The sequence below is a fragment of the Vibrio sp. 1159 genome (assembly GCF_033340395.1).
Taxonomy (GTDB): Bacteria; Pseudomonadota; Gammaproteobacteria; order Enterobacterales; family Vibrionaceae; genus Vibrio; species Vibrio alginolyticus.
Map to the genome: position 1 here is coordinate 46,610 of NZ_JAWOWL010000031.1, position 18,581 is coordinate 65,190.

The window sequence follows — 18,581 nt, forward strand, 5'->3', positions numbered from 1 at the left end:
TCATGAAAACCAAGATTCTACATATTATTAATGATCTTTCTCAGAACGGCGGTGCTCAGAAGTTCTTAGTCGACCTTGTTTTAGAACATAAGCCTGAATACGAAATCAAAATTTTGGTCTTGTGTGATGAAAATGATTACTTACTAATGCTATCCGCCCAAGGGATAGAGTGTTTTAACTGGCGCACATTGTCATTGAGTGAGAAATTCTCTTTGCTGCGTTGGCCGGATGTCGTTCACGGGCACCTCTACCCTTCCATTTACCTAGCGCTATTGGCGGTAGGTAAAAAAACGAATCCAGACTGAGCACTGTTCTTATAACCGTCGACGTGACTATCCGCTGTTTAAGTTCATGGAATACGTCTTATATTGGGGCCACGACTTGACGGTCAGTATTAGTGAAAAAGTACAAGATGAACTGGTGAAGTTCATGCCTCGCTATCAACATAAATATCACGTGGTGCACAATGGCGTTGATTTAAAAAGGTTTTCTATGACGCCAAGATTCGCCAGCCACCTAATCGACAAACCAGTTATCAAGATTGGAATGGTGGGCCGACTTCACCAACATAAAGACCATGAAACGCTTATCCAAGCACTTATCCATTTACCAAGACGATACGAACTCCACCTTGCGGGAGATGGAGAAAAAAAATCGTCACTGCAAGCATTGGCAACAAAAATCAACGTCGCGCAACGTGTTCACTTTCATGGCGTAGTTTCTGACGTTCCAGCCTTTTTGAACGACATGGATATTTACGTGCAATCGTCGCACGTCGAAGGCTTTGGTTTGGCGGCGGTTGAGGCGATGGCAGCAGGCTTACCCGTACTATCGTCGGACGTACCTGGTTTGGATGACGTCACCGGACGTGCCGAATATTTATTTCAAGTTGGTAACGCCACTGAACTGAGCCAAAAAGTTCTCCAACTGTGTGAAAGTGTTGAGCGGTATGACGCTGCAAGTCAATACTCAGTCAATAGGGCCTCTCTCTACACCATCGATAAATTTCGTGAAGGTTACTATGGAATCTACCAGCAGCTTTGCGCCAACAAATAGTTCCGCGCCATCGAGCCATCGCGCCTCATTGCTTGCAGCATGCCTATTAGTATTGTTCTTTATTCCAATGAAGTTTCGTGCTGGAGGAATAGCGCTAGCCCCATCTGACATCGCAAGCCTTTTGTCTATTGGTTTTACTGCATTAGTGGTATTGGAAGGAAAAGCTGAAAAACTCATACATCCCTGTATGGGGTTCCTCGTATTGTTCACTGGGTATGTGTTCATAAATGGTCTGCTAAATCGCGTCCCTTTAATGCCGCTAGTTATAGAAACTGTGCAATGGTTAGCGATTTTGTGCCTACTGAGCCTAATGTACGCCTATGGCGTGTTTGATGACGAACGGGTAATGGTTTATTTCACGTATCTGTTGTTTTTCATCTGTTCGCTCGTTGCCTTATGGCACTTTGCTCAGGGCTATCAAAGTGGGTTTAAGTTACTCGGGGTAAGTAAATACGGGTTCGGTGTACTGTGCTCACTACTGTACCTTTATCGAGATAAAATTCGCGCTTTCCACCTTTTGATGCTCGTAGCTTTAGTATTACTGGTGTTGTCACAAGAAAGAAAAGCGCTACTTGGTTTTTGTCTGCTTTTCTTCTTTGACCAACTGCTCGTAAAAAACTTAATGAGAAAATCGCTCAGCGAAACGTACACGTGGACAATTTTATTAGCCTTGAGCTTCATTGTGTTTACTGCCGTCACAACCACACTCTACGTTGGGTTTGAAACGCTAGCAGACACATTGGAAATAACCCAAGAAGACGTCTTATTTGCCAACCAAAGTGAAGCGCGCTGGGTATCAAATCTTCATAGAAAACTTTTACTTGCCAATGGGCTAGATATTTTACTTCAACACCCAGTGTTAGGTGTCGGCGCGAAAATGTTACCCAACTTTATGATCAGTTACTTTAATTATGATGAGCTGGCGATCTACACCCACAACTTTGTGTTAGATACCGCAATTGAATACGGATTGTTTGGTATCGGTCTGCTGTTTGGTGGTTATTTTCTTTTTATTCGCTTTTGCTTCCGTAGTCTTAATGAAAACAGAAAAAGCCTATTACTTGCGATATACGCCCTCATCATGGTGTTTTTCGTTGCGGTAAACACCACCATAATTTTAATACTCTTATTACCCGTCATGATCAGCATGAGCAACGACTCAAGGGCCATTGCTCATACTTTTCCGGTAAACCATCACCACGAATATGAATAATCAAGGATAGGATAGATGAAGTATTCAATCTCTCGACAATTTGAAAAGAACCGAGAACTCCAAGCTGATAATTTTGTTTTAGTTTACCAAATGGGCAAAGTTGGCTCCTCATCAATTGAGCACACGCTAGGGGAGAAAAATATCCCGAGCTATCACATCCACACCTTTGATGATCACGAAGAATTTCACATGTATCACAATAAAAAAGACGTGAGTAAATTCTTCGACTTCCGAAACCGCGCACTCTATCGCTTAGTGCTCAAGCAGCGAAAACGTATCTTACAAAAACGCGAGCAGATTAAAATCGTTACGCTGGTCCGCGATCCAATCGCAACTGTCTTTTCTCGTTTCTTTCAAGACCTCCATTTGCAATTTATCGAAGGCAAAAAGAATGATGCAATTCACCGAGATATGGAAGTCACGTATCAGCACCTCGAGCATTGCTTTGATAACTATATCAATCTCAACTATTTTGCGGACTGGTTCGACAACGAGTTAAAGCGTAATTTCAATATCGATGTGATGCGCCAAGAGCTGGACAACACTCAACCTTTCTTCACATTCCAGAACGATCAGGCCAACGTCATGCTAATCAAATGCGAACAGCTCAGTTCTCTTGATAAAGAAATCGGTGAGTTTCTTGAGTTGCAAGACTTCGTACTGAAAAACAGCAACGAAGCGAAAAACAAGTGGTACTCCAATATCCACCAACACTTTAAGAATCACTACGACTTCTCAAAACTGTTTTATATGTACGATCTTCCCTTGTATCGCCACGTTTATTCAGAGCAAGAGCGTGATGCTTTTAAACACAAATGGATGCAAACACCAGGGACAAAATCATCATGAAGAAAGTACTCCATGTTACAGAAGCGTTTGGAGGTGGCGTTCAAACCGCCCTCTATAGTTATGTTCACTCATCCAGAGACGAGCCTTATCAACATTTCTTGCTAGCCAGAGCCCGAGAAAACGACTTGACCAATGAGAACAACCACCACATTTTCGTACAGACAAAGTGGGTAGAAGGCGGCTTGCTTCAATTTATTCGCGATGCAAACCACATGATTGCATCACTTGCTCCCGACGTCGTGCATTTGCACTCGAGTAAAGCGGGATTTCTCGGCCGATTTCTAAAGCTTGGCAAGGCACGCTTGGTTTACACACCGCACTGTTATGCCTTCGAACGTGAAGATATCTCAGAGCTTGCACGCCAGATCTATAAAGCACTAGAGAAAGTAAAACTGAGCAAAATTGATGTGGTTGCAGGCTGTAGCCAACGAGAGTGTGACCTAGCCATTAGCATTGGTGCGAAACGTGCCGAACTGCTCAACAACTACGTGTCTTATCAAAGTGAAGATCGTATAGAGCGAAACAAGCAAGAAGCGCTGAAGCTCGTTGTACTTGGTCGTGTCGCGCCCCAAAAAGATCCTCAGTTTCTTATCAGCACATTGCAGTTCCTTAATCGGTATGCGCTTAACCGCCCGATAGAGATCACATGGATAGGTGGCGGTGACCACGTACTCGAACAGAAATTACGCACTGAAAATGTGGATGTAACGGGCATGCTGCCTCGCGATGAGGTAGTTGAAAAGCTCAAGGGTTCAGACCTTTATCTACATACTGCAGCATGGGAAGGGATGCCGTTAACCATTCTAGAAGCATCCAAGTTACATCTTCCTATGGTTATTCGGACCATCGGCGCAACCAAAGATCTCAACTACCCGTTTTTAGCGCTCACACCTGAAGAAATGGCCAAGCAGATCGCGCATAGTGTCAATCATTATGAAGACATCGATTTTCGCCAATATACAGCAGAATTAAACGATGCCTTCAGTGAAGAAAAACAGCGCCTCGCACTCAATAAACTTTACGGTTAAATGCCCCTATGTTTCACACTGTTCAACAAAAATTACTGTTGATGCCCAGCGGTAAAAAAAGCTTGTTATCTACCGGATTAAAAACCGCAATCACGCGTGTGTTGAGTGCGCTATTTGCTTTTTTACTGACTCTGATTGTATCGAAGACCAGTGACGCTTCGACGGCCGGTCAATTCTTCTTTTTATTCAACCTAGTCTCGCTACTCGCTATCGTTTCTCAGCTAGGTTTTGATGTCTCGTTAGTTCGTTACAATGCGATCGCTTTTAATAACAAAGAGAAGCTTGAACAAAGCCAAAACTATAAAACCGCACTTTATCGAAGTATGGCATTTTGCTTGCTCGCCATAGGCGTTTTGTTGGCAGGGTTTAATCTGTTTCCAGAACAGCTAAACCAGACTCAATCACCAATGTATGCGATTACTTTATGCTTGCTTTGCATACCTTTCTTGGTGCTTGCGCAAACCAACAGTCGGGTGCTTCAAGCATGTAGAAAAGTTGTATCATCTCTGTTTGCGTTGCAGCTTGGGGTAAGCATGTTGATGGTCATTTTTGTCTTTGCCCTAGACTATATCGGTCAGCAAAATATCAACAATCTAATGACCGCACTGCTTTTAGCGAGCATAGGTGTCGCGGTCATATCTAGTGCCAATTGGCTTGGCTCAGATCAATATCAAACATCGGCTTTCGTACCAAACAAAAAAATGGTCTCTTCTGCCAAGCAAGTCTGGGTTGGCAGTATCTTCACGAATGTTCTTCAATGGGGAAGCCTTGTTATTACGGGCTTTTTTATCTCAACAGCGGAACTCGGTTTGTTAGCCGCAGCCCAACGTACATCACTACTGATTGGCTTCGTGCTGATTACCATTAACTTTGTGGTCGCCCCGATGTTTGCCTCTCTCTACAAAGAGCGTCAAATGCGCAAACTGCAGAACCTGAGCCGCTTGGCGTGCCGAGCTAATGTTGGTTTAGCGATTGTACCCGTAATTATTTGCACCCTCTTCCCCGAGTTTGTAATGCAGTTTTTTGGTGAGGAGTTTCTCGCCGCGGCGCCACTATTAGTCGTCCTTTCTCTGGGGCAGTTAGTCAATGTTGCGACTGGTTCAGTAGGTTTTTTATTATTAATGAGTGGTCATGAGAGAACCATGAAATACATTACAATTTCCTCCGGTACGGTGTCCATCTGCCTACTTGTTACGCTTTGCCAAATGTTTGGGGTGATTGGTGCAGCGTGGGCAATGGCAATTGGCATGGCTATCCAGAATTTAGCTGCACTGTACTTTGTAAAACGTTACTTAGGCTTCTTTCCAATAGGTTAATTATGGCTTTAATACTGGCACGCACGAGTTTTGTTTTAGTCCTGATGCTAACCGCTTCACTCTCTTTGTGGAAAAGCTCTGACCTACACCATACTGCTTACCTGCAAATGGAAACCTACTTAGGCGGATCGAGTACGCTTCACTTTACTTTCAGTTTATTGATCGGCTTTTTATCGGTTTTCACGTTCCCTTCTCTGGTGAGCTCGAATAAAACCGACGTTTTTGGGATTCGTCTTTTGCTACTGCTGTTGGCTATCGTTTCAATGGAAGAAATAAGCCAACTTTTTATTCCAAATCGATCATTTAGTTTTGATGATCTCAGCACCAACTGGATAGGCGTTATCTCAGGTTACTTTAGTGCCAAGTTAATTCGCTTCATCCGCACTCGATCGTTCTAGTAATACAGGAATCTCTGGGGGATTTGGGTATATAATTGCGCCAAACATCCAGACTAACGAGTACATCATGCCATCTCATCCAACCAAGATTACTTTTTTTGAATTCTTAACCCCGTTGATCACGTCAGGCAAAAAGACGATAACGATTCGAGATGAATCAGAAAGCCATTACGTTCCCAATACAGAAGTCGAAGTTTTTACCTTAGAAACGGATAGTAAAGTCTGCGATATCAAGATACGTTCTGTAGAACCACTTCACTTTGAAGATATTAATGAGTTTCATGCAGAACAAGAAGCCATCGAACTACCAAAACTCAAGCAGTTAATTCGAGAAATCTACCCAAATACCGACACGCTCTTTGTTATTGAGTATGAGCTGATTAAATAACCCACAACAAACACTAGACGACTGGTCTAATTCATTCTATAGTACACTCCATGAACGCAAAGACGAATGACACACGCCAACATATTCTCGACGTCGGATACGAGTTGATCGTAAACCGAGGGTTCACGAGTGTTGGTCTTTCAGAGCTGTTAAAAAAGGCCGCAGTGCCAAAAGGCTCGTTTTATCATTACTTCAAGTCCAAAGAACAATTTGGTGAAGCGATGATTCAAGACTACTTTACTAAGTATTTTGAGCGTTTAAACGCACGCTTTACCAATACTGAACTGAGTGGCTACCAACGCCTAATGAGCTATTTCGAAGAAATGGTCAAAGTAGAAGACGACGTGTGTAATGCGAACAAATGTTTATTGGTCAAGTTAAGTGCAGAAGTCTCCGATCTCTCTGAGTCAATGCGCTTGGCATTACGCCAAGGAGCAGACAAAACCATTCAAGCGATAGCGGATTGCATAGACATCGGCATTCAAGATGGCTCAATCCCCAATGGTGACAGTGCGTTATTAGCAAGGCAGATATACTACCTTTGGAATGGCGCTAGCTTGCTGAACAAACTTTATCAAGATCAGGCAGCATTGACGCAAAGTCTGACCTATACTCAACACTTACTGCAGAATACGCGCACTTGTCCATAACAGGCGGCGTGGAAGCAGAATGAACACCCTACACACGTTTCACTGTCAGAAAAAGCGTCAGTGTTAACACAGTAAACCTTCCCGCTTTAAATAAGCGGGATATTTTGAAATAAATACTAGACGACCGGTCTAATCAACAAGTGAGATAGATATGACTAACGCAACAAATCGCAGAATCGTACTCGCGTCACGTCCCCATGGTGCACCGACACAAGAAAACTTTCGTTTAGAAGAGGTAACGAAACCGACTCCGAGAGAGGGTGAAATGCTATTGAGAACGGTTTATTTATCTCTAGATCCATACATGCGTGGTCGCATGAGTGATGCCGAATCATACGCTGACCCTGTTGCAATTGATGACGTAATGGTCGGTGGTACAGTTTGTCAGGTAGAAACATCAAACCACCCAGATTACGAAGCAGGTGAATGGGTTCTTGCCTACACTGTTGGCTGGCAAGACTACGCTATCTCAACTGGTGAGATGGTCATTAAACTTGGTAAAGAACCGCAAAATCCTTCTTACGCGCTAGGCGTTGCAGGTATGCCAGGATTTACCGCGTACATGGGTTTACTCGACATTGGTCAGCCAAAACCAGGGGAAACCATCGTGGTAGCAGCTGCTACGGGGCCTGTAGGCGCAACAGTTGGTCAAATTGGTAAAATCAAAGGTTGCCGAGTTGTTGGTATAGCAGGCGGAGAAGAAAAATGCCGTTACGCTAAAGAGGTGCTTGGCTTCGATGAGTGTATTGATCACAAAGCTGAAGACTTTGCAGAACAACTGAAAAATGCCTGTGACAAAGGTATTGATGTTTACTTCGAAAACGTAGGTGGCAAAGTATTCGAGGCTGTAATGCCACTTCTGAATACAAATGCGCGTATCCCACTTTGTGGTTTGATTTCTCAGTACAACACGACAGAGCTGCCTGAAGGTACCGACCATCTTCCATTACTAATGGGTAAGCTCCTGACCAAACGAATCAAGGTGCAAGGCTTCATCATTTTTGATGATTACGGACATCGTTACGGTGAATTTGCGCAAGATATTAATCAATGGTTGGCAGAAGGAAAGATCCAATACCGCGAACATCTAGTACAAGGACTGGATAATGCGCCAGAAGCATTCATCGGTCTGTTGGAAGGTAAGAATTTCGGCAAGCTTGTAGTACAGATTAACGACCCATTATAAAAAGGGATATGTAAATGATTAAACTTCACCACCTCAATCAGTCTCGTTCAAAGCGCATCATTTGGTTACTTGAAGAGCTAGATGTAAATTACGAGATTGTACCCTATGTCCGTGATTCCGTGACCTTCATGGCACCGCCAGAACTAAAAAGTGTTCACCCATTAGGAAAGTCACCTGTTCTTGAAGATAACGGCGAGATTATCATTGAGTCAGGTGCAATGACCGAATATTTGATTGAGAAATACAGTGACGGAGCCTTTGCTCCTGAGCGCGGTACAAAAGCACACACAGAATATTTGCAATGGATGCACTTTGCAGAAAGCTCTGCAATTTTACCTATGCTGCTAAAAATCTTCGTAAGCAAAGAGCCAAATGAAACTCAGTTTTTATCAGGCTATGCCGACAAGGAAGCAATGAATGTACTAGGCTACTTCGAGCAATCTTTAGAAGGCAAAACTTACCTAGTAGAAGAGCGTCTGACTGGCGCAGACATCATGATGTCTTTCATTGTCGAATTGGTTCAAAAGTTTGGTTTAGTTAATCACTTCCCTAATATTGAACGTTATGGGAAACAGCTCGCGACACACCCAGCATTTGCAAAAGCTGAACAACTTGAAGTGAAGTACTCTTAATTACTTCGCCCCTTTGATGACGCGTAAAACTTCATTTAAGGGGCGATATTACTAACATCGTAGACACGCTAACTGGATAGCGCTCCCCCCAGTCAATCGCTTTCGAGAACGTCGATTGTTATGTCAATCAAGCTAATGTAGTAAATTTCTGATTCTAATATAGTTTCGACCATAGTCACCATCTATTGAATTGATAAGCAATATCAGTTTTCTCCCCCAGCTTTTCCGTAATAACCTCCTCTACAGTTTCTAAGGTATTGAACCCTGGAGGGGGAAGAAAAATGACAAACAAGAAATTGACTACAGCAGCAGGTTGCCCTGTCGCACATAACCAAAACGTTATGACTGCAGGTCCTCGTGGCCCTCAACTATTACAAGACGTTTGGTTCCTTGAAAAATTGGCACACTTTGACCGCGAAGTGATCCCAGAGCGTCGTATGCACGCAAAAGGTTCTGGTGCTTACGGTACGTTCACAGTAACGCACGACATCACAAAATACACTCGCGCTAAGATCTTCTCTGACATCGGCAAAAAAACAGAACTATTCGCTCGCTTCACTACCGTAGCTGGTGAGCGCGGTGCAGCAGACGCAGAACGTGACATCCGTGGTTTCGCACTAAAATTCTATACTGAAGAAGGTAACTGGGACTTGGTTGGTAACAACACACCAGTATTCTTCCTACGTGACCCACTAAAATTCCCAGACCTAAACCACGCAGTAAAACGCGACCCTCGCACTAACATGCGTAGCTCTACCAACAACTGGGATTTCTGGACATCACTACCAGAAGCATTCCACCAAGTGACTATCGTAATGAGTGACCGTGGTATCCCCGCTTCTTACCGTCATATGCATGGTTTTGGTAGCCACACATTCAGCTTCATCAACGCAGAAAACGAGCGTTACTGGGTGAAATTCCACTTCAAAACTCAGCAAGGCATCAAAAACCTAACTGACCAAGAAGCAGAAGCAATCGTAGGTAAAGACCGCGAAAGCCATCACCGTGACCTCTACGAAGCGATTGAGCGTCAAGACTTCCCTAAATGGAAGATGTACGTACAGATCATGCCTGAGCTAGAAGCGGATGAAGTCAACTTCAACCCATTCGACCTAACACGTGTATGGTCTCAAAAAGACTACCCACTGATCCCAGTTGGTGAGTTCGAACTGAACCGTAACCCAGAAAACTTCTACGCAGAAGTTGAGCAATCAGCGTTTAACCCAGCAGCAGTTGTACCTGGTATCGGCTTCTCTCCAGATAAAATGCTACAAGGTCGTCTGTTCGCTTACGGCGATGCTCAGCGTTACCGTCTAGGTGTGAACCATCATCAAATCCCAGTGAACGCACCTCGTTGCCCCGTTCACAGCTACCACCGCGATGGCGCAATGCGCGTTGATGGCAACTTTGGTTCAACACTAGGTTACGAGCCAAACTACAAACAAGAATGGGCAGAGCAACCAGATTACTCTGAGCCACCTCTACGCATCAATGGCAACGCTGATCACTACGATCACCGTGTAGACGAAGACTACTTCAGCCAAGCGGGTGACCTATTCCGTCTGATGAACGAAGAGCAACGTCAAACTCTGTTCGACAACACAGCTCGCGCAATGGACGGTGTACCAGAGTTCATCCAACAGCGCCAGGTTCAACACGCATACCAAGCGGACGAAGCGTACGGCAAAGGTCTTGAGATTGCACTAGGCTTAAACAAGTAAGCGAACGCTGCAATCATTACACTGTGTGATTTAAAGACGAAAAAAAGGAGGTGCCCAACAGCACCTCCTGATTTCAAATCACTATTCCTTAATCACAAGTCACAAACCATGCTCAAGGAGATTCATTATGATTAACTTAGATTTCTTTAAGCTCTTTGATACCAAAGAACTGTTTATCTATTACTGATTCATCAACTACTGATTTTTAGCTACCGCTTTGATCAGTACTGATGTATCCATGCGACCTAAACCATCACGTTGAAGGTCTGCGTATTGCTCATCCACTTTCTTAGTCAGTGGAAGTTCTAGACCTACTCGCTCAGCTTCTTGCAGACAGAAACCTAAGTCTTTGCGCATCCAATCAATAGCGAAGCCAAAATCGAACTTGTCTTCAGCCATCGTATTTGCGCGGTTTTCCATCTGCCAAGAACCTGCAGCGCCATGCTTAAGCGTTTCTACAACTTGAGCGATGTCCAAGCCTGATTTTTGTGCCAGCAGCAAAGCTTCACTCAAGCCTTGTAAAACGCCTCCAATACAGATTTGGTTTACCATCTTACAGCGTTGACCCTGACCGTTTTCACCCAGTAGCGTCATCTGCTTCGCGTACACATCCATCGCCGGAGACACACGGTCAAAAATGCTTTGTTCACCACCACACATGATGGTTAGAACACCATTTTCTGCGCCCGCTTGACCACCAGAAACTGGCGCATCAATAAAGTGATTACCGTACTTAACACACGCTTCAGCCAGCTCAACCGCTAGGTCTGCAGAAGTGGTCGTGTGATCGACTAGCACTGCGTCCGCTTTCAAGCCGACCAGAATGCCCTCTTCACCGTAAACAACGCTACGAACGTCATCATCATTACCCACACAGGTAAAAACGATGTCACAGCCTTCTGCCGCTTCACGTGGTGTTTCACAAGCTACGCCTTGGTATTCTTCAGCCCATTTGTCGGCTTTCGCTTTTGTGCGGTTGTATACTTTGGTTTCAAAGCCCGCTTTACTTAGGTAACCAGCCATTGGGTATCCCATCACACCCAGACCAATAAATGCTACTCGTTGTTTTTCCATTGCACGCTTCCCTTAGTTCACCTGACTGAAATGTTTCGTAACATGCTACTAAAGAATTGAAATCATTACTCGTGATTTCTCTTTCCTCGGTCTCGATGATCCTGCATTGCAGTCCGTTTATTGCGCCTTCTACACCCCTTTACTTGACGATTAGCATAACAGTCAAAGCACTTAAAAAGGTTTACTACTGCTTAGCATGGAACATCGCTTGCCCACTCTTGTCCTTATTCGACCAGAAATTGATGTTGAACTGAGCATCATCGCTCATCTCAATGCGGTGCCAGTACTGCGGTGGACTTGTAGCAAACTGGCCTGCATTAATCACCACCACTACTTCTGCTTCTGTGGCATTTTCATCAGCAAAGCCGTAGTAAGTCACTTGCCCTTCCATGACGCACAGTTGTCCAAACACTCCCTCAGCGGTATTGTGATGAGTCAGTAGCGCTGGTGGCACATTGTCTTTAGTGAAGAAAGGTGTTGAACGTTGAACAGTCCAGTCTTTAGGAATTCGTAGATGCGACATAATGATACCCTCTCTAATTACAATTCTTTTCGTTTAAATCGGTTAAGCCTGACCGGCTTGAGACAACTCTCGAAGTAATGGAAATGCTTGCGTAACTTGTTCTCCCGTCACAACGAAGCCCATGAGTCGGCTATTTTCATCTTCTGCTTTCGCGGCAATGCCAGTTTGAGAAATCTGCACGCTCCAGTTCGTCACCGAACTAAAATCGCCTGCCAATTGAATTGGGTAGCTCGGCGTTTTGACCTTTACCATCATAGGCGGTAGTTTCAACTCTGCTTCTTGCCCCAGTAGTTGTTTGCCCAAAGCATTGGCACTTAGCACGATCGGTTGGAGGTACGGCATCATTCGACCTTGGATCTCAGCACAATCGCCTAATGCGAACACATTGGCTGCTGATGTCTGTAATCGAGCATCCACCTTGATGCCTTTATTGACACTCAACCCACAAGCCTTCGCTAACCAAGTGTTTGCACGTAAACCCGCCGCTGAAATCACTACATCAGCTTCAATTGCTTTACCTTGGCTCAAGCTTGCCACCAGCGAATCATTTGAGTGATTAATCGCAGCAACTCCAGTCTCTAAGGCAAGTTGAATACCTTGCTGCTTAAGTTGATTCTCCAGCGGCAATGCAACAAATTCAGGAATCAAGTTAGCGAGCAAACGGGGATTTGGCTCAACCACCGTAACGGCTTTACCACTGGTTGCGAGATCCATGGCGATCTCGACGCCGATCAAACCACCACCCATTACTAGAATTCGTTCCGCGCGGCTAATTTGCTCTTCCGCTAATTGATATTCTTGTAGCGAGTTCAGCGTTATCACCTCAGGTGCTGCACCACCAGATATTGGCGGCACAAAGGCTTTCGCGCCTGTCGCAAACACCAGTTTGGAATAAGGATAGGTTTGGCCGTTGGCGACCACTTGCTGAGCTTGCACGTCGACATGCTCAACCTTGGTATGGGCGAACAGTTCGATGTTGTGTTCCTGTGCAAACGCCTCACCACTTTTAACTATCAAGTCTCGGGCAGTTTGCTTGTTACTGAATACATGACTCAAATCGGGCTTGTTGTATTCCGCGCCATCATCAGCAGTAAACACTTGCAGCGGAATATGTGCGTCCATTCGACGCACTGTTTTCACCAATTGGTAAGCCGCAAAGCCGCTACCAATAATCACAATAGGTGCTTGCATATTCCCTCCTAACCGTTGTATTCAACGAAAACGTCTTTACCTAAATGGCATTCTGGGCACAAGAAGTAATCTGGCACTTCCGACCAAGCTGTACCCGGTTCAACACCTTGGTTAGGCTCGCCTTTAGCTGGGTCGTATACCCAATTACAAACCGTACAAACCATGCATTGACAATCTGCGGGATGCGCCTCGGCACTAGGGTTGCTAGGAGCAGCATCGACTACCGCTTGTGTTGCTATTTGTGCTGCGGGTTGTGATTGAACTTGTGGTGCAGACGCAGCAATCGCCGGAGAAATAACAGGACTTGTCAGGTCATGCTTCGCCCACAACTTCGCGATGTTCTGACCATGTTCGCGACATTCACGCATCGCATTACCATCTGGTCGCCATTTGGTTTTCAAACCCACTGCGGTTTCAAAGCCTGCGTCAGTCAATCGAGCATGGATACGATCCACCGCGCCACCATTCCACCCGTAGCTACCGAATGCAGCGGCTTTCTTCGCTTTAAAGCGCAGACCGGTAATTTCTTCTAGCATACCTGCGATCTTCGGCATCATGACGTTGTTCATGGTAGACGAACCAACCAAGATGCCTTTTGAGCGGAATACGTTGGCGAGAATTTCATTCTTATCATGCTTAGAAACATTAAAGACTTTGACCGCCACACCAGGATCGACATCGTGAATGCCTTGCGCGATTGCATCGGCCATCATTCGGGTGTTGTTTGACATAGAATCGTAGAAAATCGTAATGCGATCTTCTTGATAATTGTCTGCCCACGCCAAGTATTGCTCGATGATTTGAACTGGATTATCGCGCCATACAATACCGTGTGACGTTGCGATCATGTCGACAGGCAAATTAAAGCTCAGCACTTCTTTGATTTTAGCGGTTACCAAGCTGCTGAATGGCGTTAGGATGTTTGAGTAGTAACGCAAACACTGTTCCATCAACTCATTTTGATCCACTTCATCATTGAACAGACGTTCATCACAGTAGTGCTGACCAAATGCGTCATTACTGAATAACACTGCATCGCCCGTTAGGTAGGTCATCATGCTGTCTGGCCAATGCAGCATCGGCGCTTCCACGAACACTAGTTGCTTGCCATTACCGATATCGATGCTGTCGCCCGTTTTTACGGTTTTGAAGTTCCACTCAGGATGGTGGTGATGACCCACAATCGAATCAATCGCCGCTTCTGTACAGTAAATTGGTGTGTTCGGAATTTTCTCCATCAATGCAGACAATGCGCCCGAGTGATCTTCTTCTGCATGGTTTACCACGATAAAGTCGATAGACTTAAGGTCGATTTCCATCTCTAAATTTTGGATGAATTGTTGACTGAATCGATGATCGACCGTATCAATCAATACGGTTTTCTCTTCACGAATTAGATAACTGTTGTAGCTGGTACCTTTTGTCATTTTGTATTCTGTACCGTGGAAGTCTTGAACTTCCCAATCGCGTTGACCTACCCAGTGGATGTTGTTTTTTACGTGAATTGTCATAATTACTACCTTGAATGACGGGATAAACAAAAATAATTTCTTCTTGTATTGCACTGGGCGTGCCAACTTTTAATTTCTATATATTTCAATAGCTTAATTAAAACCCAACTTTAATAGCTGTCATTTAGACACAGTTGAAAATAGTCATTTAGACACTACAATAGTCATTTAGACACTACAATAGTCATATTGACACAATCGGTATTGGCTATGACTTCTTTAATCGCGCAATGGCTACACATCACGCAAGACCTTAACTCGGCGCTCACTCAACAAGCTCGCTTTGACACGTTATTAACCACGATTCGAGAGGTATTGAAGTGTGACTCTTCTGCCCTTCTTTTGTATGAAGACCAGCACTTTAAACCTTTAGCGATCAATGGATTGGCGAAAGAGGTCCTTGGACGCCGTTTCTCCATTGAGCAGCACCCAAGATTAGAAGCCATTGCCCGAGCAGGCGATATCGTGCGCTTTCCCTCCGACAGCGACTTACCTGATCCATACGATGGCTTGATTCCAAACCACGATGACAAACTGCATGTCCATTCCTGCATTGGTTTACCTCTGCTGATCGACGATCAACTGATTGGTGCCATTACGATTGACGCCTTCGACCCCAATCAATTTGATGGGCTACGCAACCAAGAGTTACGTTTTGTCAGCGCGTTGGCAGCAGGTGGCCTACACACTGCACTCCTGTTAGAGCAATTAGAAACACAAGCGAGCCTGCCACGCGACTCTTACGCCGAGAAACGCACCTTAAGTAATGAAATCATTGGCAACTCTCAGGGCATGCAAAATCTTCAAGAGCAGATTGATGCAGTCGCCGATACGGAGTTGTCTGTATTGGTCATGGGAGAAACGGGCGTGGGTAAAGAGTTGGTTGCCAGCGCTATTCACCATCGCTCTAGCCGCTCTAGCAATACTTTGGTTTACCTCAACTGTGCGGCGCTGCCAGAATCAGTCGCGGAAAGCGAGTTGTTCGGCCATATCAAAGGCGCATTTACAGGCGCAATCAGCAATCGCAAGGGTAAGTTCGAACAAGCCGATGGCGGCACACTGTTTTTAGATGAAGTCGGCGAACTGTCGTTAGAGCTGCAAGCCAAGTTACTTCGAGCCCTACAATACGGCGACATTCAACGTGTGGGTGATGACCGCCATATTCGAGTCAATACACGCATTGTCGCCGCCACCAACCGTATATTGCATGAAGAAGTGACTGCTGGTCGCTTCCGAGCCGACTTATATCACCGCCTAAGCGTCTTCCCGCTTCATGTTCCACCTCTTCGTGAACGTGAAGACGATGTGGTGTTACTCGCAGGCTTTTTTGCCGAACGTTTAAGAAGCAAATTGGGATTGAACAGCATTCGTTTGTCCCCCACTTTGGTGCAGGCACTCAAAGACTATTCATGGCCAGGCAACGTGCGAGAGCTTGAACATGTCATTAAACGTGCTGGTGTTTTGGCAAAAGCGCGTACCCACGCCATGGATATTGAGTTAGTTGAGCAAGATTTTGACATCCGAACGCCGAATCAGAACATCAAGAACGTTGAAGAAACGGAACAAAAATCTCGGCTTGAGCTACCAGAAGGCGGATTAAAGCCTGCCACAGACGCCTTCCAAAAAGCGATGATTGTTCGAGTTCTGGAAGAGAACCAAGGTAACTGGGCAGCAACGGCACGTCAGCTTGAATTAGATAACGGCAATTTGCACCGATTAGCAAAACGGCTAGGGATAAAATAGACACTAACGAATATCACCTAATATGGCATATTCATCGCCAAATAAAGAGCCGATGCCCAACCGCTCACTCAGCCCACTATAAGTAGTGAGCTGAGTGCTCAGATAGAATAGCCACCTAAGTTTGACGGTATTTTCTTCTAAATTTTATTGTCTTGAACCACCTCACAGATTTAATAACCCTTAACAATAAACACAATAATAGTTAAGGTATTTTTATGAGCTAGATCTAATAAAATTAAATATATAGTATTTATTTTAAGAATTTAAACTTTCAAAGTTCATCATAATAAATACAACCTCTATATATACACTTTACCTTCAAAAAACATCAAAATATAATCCCTTCGATAAAAAACACTTAAATGAATTTAACTGTATAAAAGTGAGGAGAATAAAATATGGGATATGGGGCGACAGTATATTCATTAGATACTGAAAAGGTTTTTAACGTACTAAAGAATGAGCGTAATCCAGAGCTAGAAAAAGCCATCATGGAAAGGTGTCAAGACTCCTTTAAGGCGATTAATGAAATGCTGGAAAGTAGTGGCGAAAGCATCCGAGCTGAAGAGCTTCTTATGCAAATGTTGTCTGAAGAGATAAAATACAGTCACTTGGGTTACGCCTATGCTTACTTGCTTGAAGCTATATGTAAGATAACTGGTTATTACTTATCCAATAACTCTTGGTATCCTTGCGATGTAAACGATTTCTGCGATATTCCATTCACTAATACCGATTATCCTATAAAATTCCCATTCCCTGACGATTTCCCTGTTGTTTTTATGATAAAAAATCAAGATATTCACCAAGATAACGTTGACTTCGGAGGCTTATCAGAGCAACAAATATCTGAAGTCAAGAGCTGGTACACTCATGCAGTCGTAAACAATCGTGACTTGGTATTATTTTATTATTAATAAATCATTCAATAGTTAAAATAACAATAGGATATTAATAAAACTCTAGCTTATATTAAGATAGAGTTTTATCTATTTAACTGAAATTTTTCTAATTTTAAAAACATTATATTTCACACCTAGTTTATAGACTCTGTGTATAGTGTGTTCAAAGGCAATGTGAACTCATAGGATCAAAATCAAGTTCTAATTTTTAGAAGAAAAACCGATCTGCTTGTGTCAAAATGCGCCATCCCAACCAAAAAGTCTTAATGTAATGAACTACCAAGCTGCTATTTTTGATATGGATGGTTTGCTCCTTGATACTGAGCGCGTCTGTATGCATATTTTCCAAGAAGCATGTGAAGCCCAGAACCTACCCTTCTATAAAGATGTTTATCTTTCAATCATTGGTCGCAATGCAGCGGGCATTGAAGTGATTTTTCGTAAAGCTTATGGGGATGATCTTGACCGCTTACACCAAGAGTGGCGCGACCGTTACGACGCTGTGGTTAAGCACCAAGCGATACCAGTAAAAGAAGGGGTGATTGAGCTGCTTGAGTGGTTGAAAAGCCAAGGGTTGCCAATTGCAGTCGCCACTTCTACAGCAAAAGAAGTGGCACAGAAGAAGTTGGAATTAGCGGGCCTAAGCAAGTATTTCGACAACTTAACGACAGGCTGTGAAGTGTCACACGGCAAACCTGAGCCAGAGATCTACCTGCTTGCAGCAAGTCGTCTAAGCGTAGATCCAACCAAATGTCTCGCCTTTGAAGATTCAAATAATGGCGTGCGTGCTGCTGTAGCAGCGAACATGATCACTTATCAAATTCCTGATTTGGTTGAGCCTTGCAACGAAATAAAACAATTAGGCCATACCGTCGCACCTTCACTGCATGATGTGTTGCACACGTTAAAGCAAACTCGCTAGGTCTACTTGTCGTCTGTTCTCTAGAAGCTCAGCAATTTAGCTGAGCTTCTTTCTTGAAACCTCTCCAATACCGTAAAACCAAACAATTCTGCCACCCGTTTAGAGAGATTATTTTCACCTTAACTCTGGCTAATCACGACTTTTGATTTAACTCACGCAATCGCATGAAATAAGGCATTTGAGTGATCAAATAGCGGAACTGTAACTATTCACCCACGAGCTATTGACGACGGTTTACGCTAAAAATACTGGCTCCTGATAATCAACTTTCAACATGT

General features: G+C 44.1%; 17 protein-coding genes and 1 pseudogene. 14 read left to right on the forward strand and 4 right to left on the reverse strand.

What is annotated here, in order from left to right; all coding sequences use genetic code 11:
* Positions 1 to 2 precede the first annotated feature (2 nt).
* The 11 genes and pseudogenes from R7127_RS20145 to R7127_RS20195 all read left to right on the forward strand — a co-directional run bounded on the left by R7127_RS20145 (position 3) and on the right by R7127_RS20195 (position 10,437).
* Positions 3 to 1,056: pseudogene (locus R7127_RS20145) on the forward strand (glycosyltransferase).
* Positions 1,022 to 2,269, forward strand: a complete 1,248-nt coding sequence (locus R7127_RS20150) for an O-antigen ligase family protein (RefSeq protein ID WP_053303828.1) — start codon at positions 1,022 to 1,024, stop codon at positions 2,267 to 2,269. Before R7127_RS20145 ends, R7127_RS20150 begins: the two are co-directional and overlap by 35 nt.
* Positions 2,270 to 2,284: 15 nt before the next feature.
* The gene (locus R7127_RS20155) at positions 2,285 to 3,118 is read left to right on the forward strand and encodes a putative capsular polysaccharide synthesis family protein (RefSeq protein ID WP_005375258.1); all 834 of its coding nucleotides are present in this window, start codon (positions 2,285 to 2,287) and stop codon (positions 3,116 to 3,118) included.
* The gene (locus R7127_RS20160; RefSeq protein WP_172563909.1) at positions 3,115 to 4,146 is read left to right on the forward strand and encodes a glycosyltransferase family 4 protein; all 1,032 of its coding nucleotides are present in this window, start codon (positions 3,115 to 3,117) and stop codon (positions 4,144 to 4,146) included. The genes R7127_RS20155 and R7127_RS20160 overlap by 4 nt, the downstream gene beginning before the upstream one ends.
* A gap of 8 nt (positions 4,147 to 4,154) precedes the next feature.
* A complete protein-coding gene (locus R7127_RS20165) occupies positions 4,155 to 5,462 on the forward strand; it encodes an oligosaccharide flippase family protein (protein ID WP_021707644.1) in 1,308 nt (435 codons plus the stop codon).
* Between the two features lie 2 nt (positions 5,463 to 5,464).
* Entirely contained in the window at positions 5,465 to 5,860 is a 396-nt protein-coding gene (locus R7127_RS20170; protein ID WP_053350073.1) for a VanZ family protein, read from the forward strand.
* A 67-nt stretch (positions 5,861 to 5,927) separates the two neighbouring features.
* Positions 5,928 to 6,248 (forward strand): N(4)-acetylcytidine aminohydrolase, encoded by a 321-nt coding sequence (gene yqfB / locus R7127_RS20175; RefSeq protein WP_064376751.1) that lies wholly within the window; start codon positions 5,928 to 5,930, stop codon positions 6,246 to 6,248.
* 50 nt (positions 6,249 to 6,298) lie between these two features.
* A complete protein-coding gene (locus R7127_RS20180) occupies positions 6,299 to 6,898 on the forward strand; it encodes a TetR/AcrR family transcriptional regulator (protein ID WP_005385858.1) in 600 nt (199 codons plus the stop codon).
* Positions 6,899 to 7,049: 151 nt separating this feature from the next.
* Positions 7,050 to 8,084 carry an NADP-dependent oxidoreductase gene (locus tag R7127_RS20185; protein ID WP_064376750.1) on the forward strand — a complete coding sequence of 345 codons (1,035 nt, stop codon included), beginning with the start codon at positions 7,050 to 7,052 and terminating at the stop codon, positions 8,082 to 8,084.
* A gap of 14 nt (positions 8,085 to 8,098) precedes the next feature.
* A complete protein-coding gene (locus R7127_RS20190) occupies positions 8,099 to 8,716 on the forward strand; it encodes a glutathione S-transferase family protein (protein ID WP_005375238.1) in 618 nt (205 codons plus the stop codon).
* A gap of 281 nt (positions 8,717 to 8,997) precedes the next feature.
* Positions 8,998 to 10,437, forward strand: coding sequence for a catalase (locus tag R7127_RS20195; RefSeq protein ID WP_213895277.1), 1,440 nt, complete (start codon positions 8,998 to 9,000; stop codon positions 10,435 to 10,437).
* Positions 10,438 to 10,632: 195 nt separating this feature from the next.
* Here the strand turns inward: R7127_RS20195 and R7127_RS20200 are convergent, their stop codons facing one another.
* The 4 genes from R7127_RS20200 to norV all read right to left on the reverse strand — a co-directional run bounded on the left by R7127_RS20200 (position 10,633) and on the right by norV (position 14,736).
* The gene (locus R7127_RS20200; RefSeq protein WP_017821261.1) at positions 10,633 to 11,511 is read right to left on the reverse strand and encodes an NAD(P)-dependent oxidoreductase; all 879 of its coding nucleotides are present in this window, start codon (positions 11,509 to 11,511) and stop codon (positions 10,633 to 10,635) included.
* 184 nt (positions 11,512 to 11,695) lie between these two features.
* Entirely contained in the window at positions 11,696 to 12,034 is a 339-nt protein-coding gene (locus R7127_RS20205; protein ID WP_005375231.1) for a DUF1971 domain-containing protein, read from the reverse strand.
* A gap of 42 nt (positions 12,035 to 12,076) precedes the next feature.
* Positions 12,077 to 13,225: an NADH:flavorubredoxin reductase NorW gene (gene norW, locus R7127_RS20210; protein ID WP_213895276.1), complete on the reverse strand. Its 1,149-nt coding sequence runs from the start codon at positions 13,223 to 13,225 to the stop codon at positions 12,077 to 12,079.
* Positions 13,226 to 13,233: 8 nt separating this feature from the next.
* Positions 13,234 to 14,736 carry an anaerobic nitric oxide reductase flavorubredoxin gene (gene norV / locus R7127_RS20215; protein ID WP_033906753.1) on the reverse strand — a complete coding sequence of 501 codons (1,503 nt, stop codon included), beginning with the start codon at positions 14,734 to 14,736 and terminating at the stop codon, positions 13,234 to 13,236.
* Between the two features lie 210 nt (positions 14,737 to 14,946).
* Here norV and norR point away from each other — a divergent pair, with 210 nt between their 5' ends.
* The 3 genes from norR to R7127_RS20230 all read left to right on the forward strand — a co-directional run bounded on the left by norR (position 14,947) and on the right by R7127_RS20230 (position 18,303).
* Positions 14,947 to 16,479 carry a nitric oxide reductase transcriptional regulator NorR gene (norR, locus tag R7127_RS20220; RefSeq protein WP_064376747.1) on the forward strand — a complete coding sequence of 511 codons (1,533 nt, stop codon included), beginning with the start codon at positions 14,947 to 14,949 and terminating at the stop codon, positions 16,477 to 16,479.
* Between the two features lie 398 nt (positions 16,480 to 16,877).
* On the forward strand, positions 16,878 to 17,396 hold the full coding sequence (locus R7127_RS20225) for a hypothetical protein (protein ID WP_054578641.1): 519 nt from the start codon (positions 16,878 to 16,880) through the stop codon (positions 17,394 to 17,396).
* 256 nt (positions 17,397 to 17,652) lie between these two features.
* Positions 17,653 to 18,303 (forward strand): HAD family hydrolase, encoded by a 651-nt coding sequence (locus tag R7127_RS20230; RefSeq protein WP_054578640.1) that lies wholly within the window; start codon positions 17,653 to 17,655, stop codon positions 18,301 to 18,303.
* Positions 18,304 to 18,581: the final 278 nt, after the last annotated feature.

Excerpts from the sequence above, each read along its gene's own strand:
- R7127_RS20225 (WP_054578641.1), top strand. The coding sequence starts at position 16,878 with ATGGGATATGGGGCGACAGTATATTCATTAGATACTGAAAAGGTTTTT.
- R7127_RS20230 (WP_054578640.1), top strand. The coding sequence starts at position 17,653 with ATGAACTACCAAGCTGCTATTTTTGATATGGATGGTTTGCTCCTTGAT.
- R7127_RS20185 (WP_064376750.1), top strand. The coding sequence starts at position 7,050 with ATGACTAACGCAACAAATCGCAGAATCGTACTCGCGTCACGTCCCCAT.
- R7127_RS20155 (WP_005375258.1), top strand. The coding sequence starts at position 2,285 with ATGAAGTATTCAATCTCTCGACAATTTGAAAAGAACCGAGAACTCCAA.
- R7127_RS20205 (WP_005375231.1), bottom strand. The coding sequence starts at position 12,034 with ATGTCGCATCTACGAATTCCTAAAGACTGGACTGTTCAACGTTCAACA.
- R7127_RS20195 (WP_213895277.1), top strand. The coding sequence starts at position 8,998 with ATGACAAACAAGAAATTGACTACAGCAGCAGGTTGCCCTGTCGCACAT.
- norV (WP_033906753.1), bottom strand. The coding sequence starts at position 14,736 with ATGACAATTCACGTAAAAAACAACATCCACTGGGTAGGTCAACGCGAT.
- R7127_RS20190 (WP_005375238.1), top strand. The coding sequence starts at position 8,099 with ATGATTAAACTTCACCACCTCAATCAGTCTCGTTCAAAGCGCATCATT.
- yqfB (WP_064376751.1), top strand. The coding sequence starts at position 5,928 with ATGCCATCTCATCCAACCAAGATTACTTTTTTTGAATTCTTAACCCCG.
- R7127_RS20180 (WP_005385858.1), top strand. The coding sequence starts at position 6,299 with ATGAACGCAAAGACGAATGACACACGCCAACATATTCTCGACGTCGGA.
- R7127_RS20200 (WP_017821261.1), bottom strand. The coding sequence starts at position 11,511 with ATGGAAAAACAACGAGTAGCATTTATTGGTCTGGGTGTGATGGGATAC.
- R7127_RS20165 (WP_021707644.1), top strand. The coding sequence starts at position 4,155 with ATGTTTCACACTGTTCAACAAAAATTACTGTTGATGCCCAGCGGTAAA.
- norW (WP_213895276.1), bottom strand. The coding sequence starts at position 13,225 with ATGCAAGCACCTATTGTGATTATTGGTAGCGGCTTTGCGGCTTACCAA.
- norR (WP_064376747.1), top strand. The coding sequence starts at position 14,947 with ATGACTTCTTTAATCGCGCAATGGCTACACATCACGCAAGACCTTAAC.
- R7127_RS20150 (WP_053303828.1), top strand. The coding sequence starts at position 1,022 with ATGGAATCTACCAGCAGCTTTGCGCCAACAAATAGTTCCGCGCCATCG.
- R7127_RS20170 (WP_053350073.1), top strand. The coding sequence starts at position 5,465 with ATGGCTTTAATACTGGCACGCACGAGTTTTGTTTTAGTCCTGATGCTA.
- R7127_RS20160 (WP_172563909.1), top strand. The coding sequence starts at position 3,115 with ATGAAGAAAGTACTCCATGTTACAGAAGCGTTTGGAGGTGGCGTTCAA.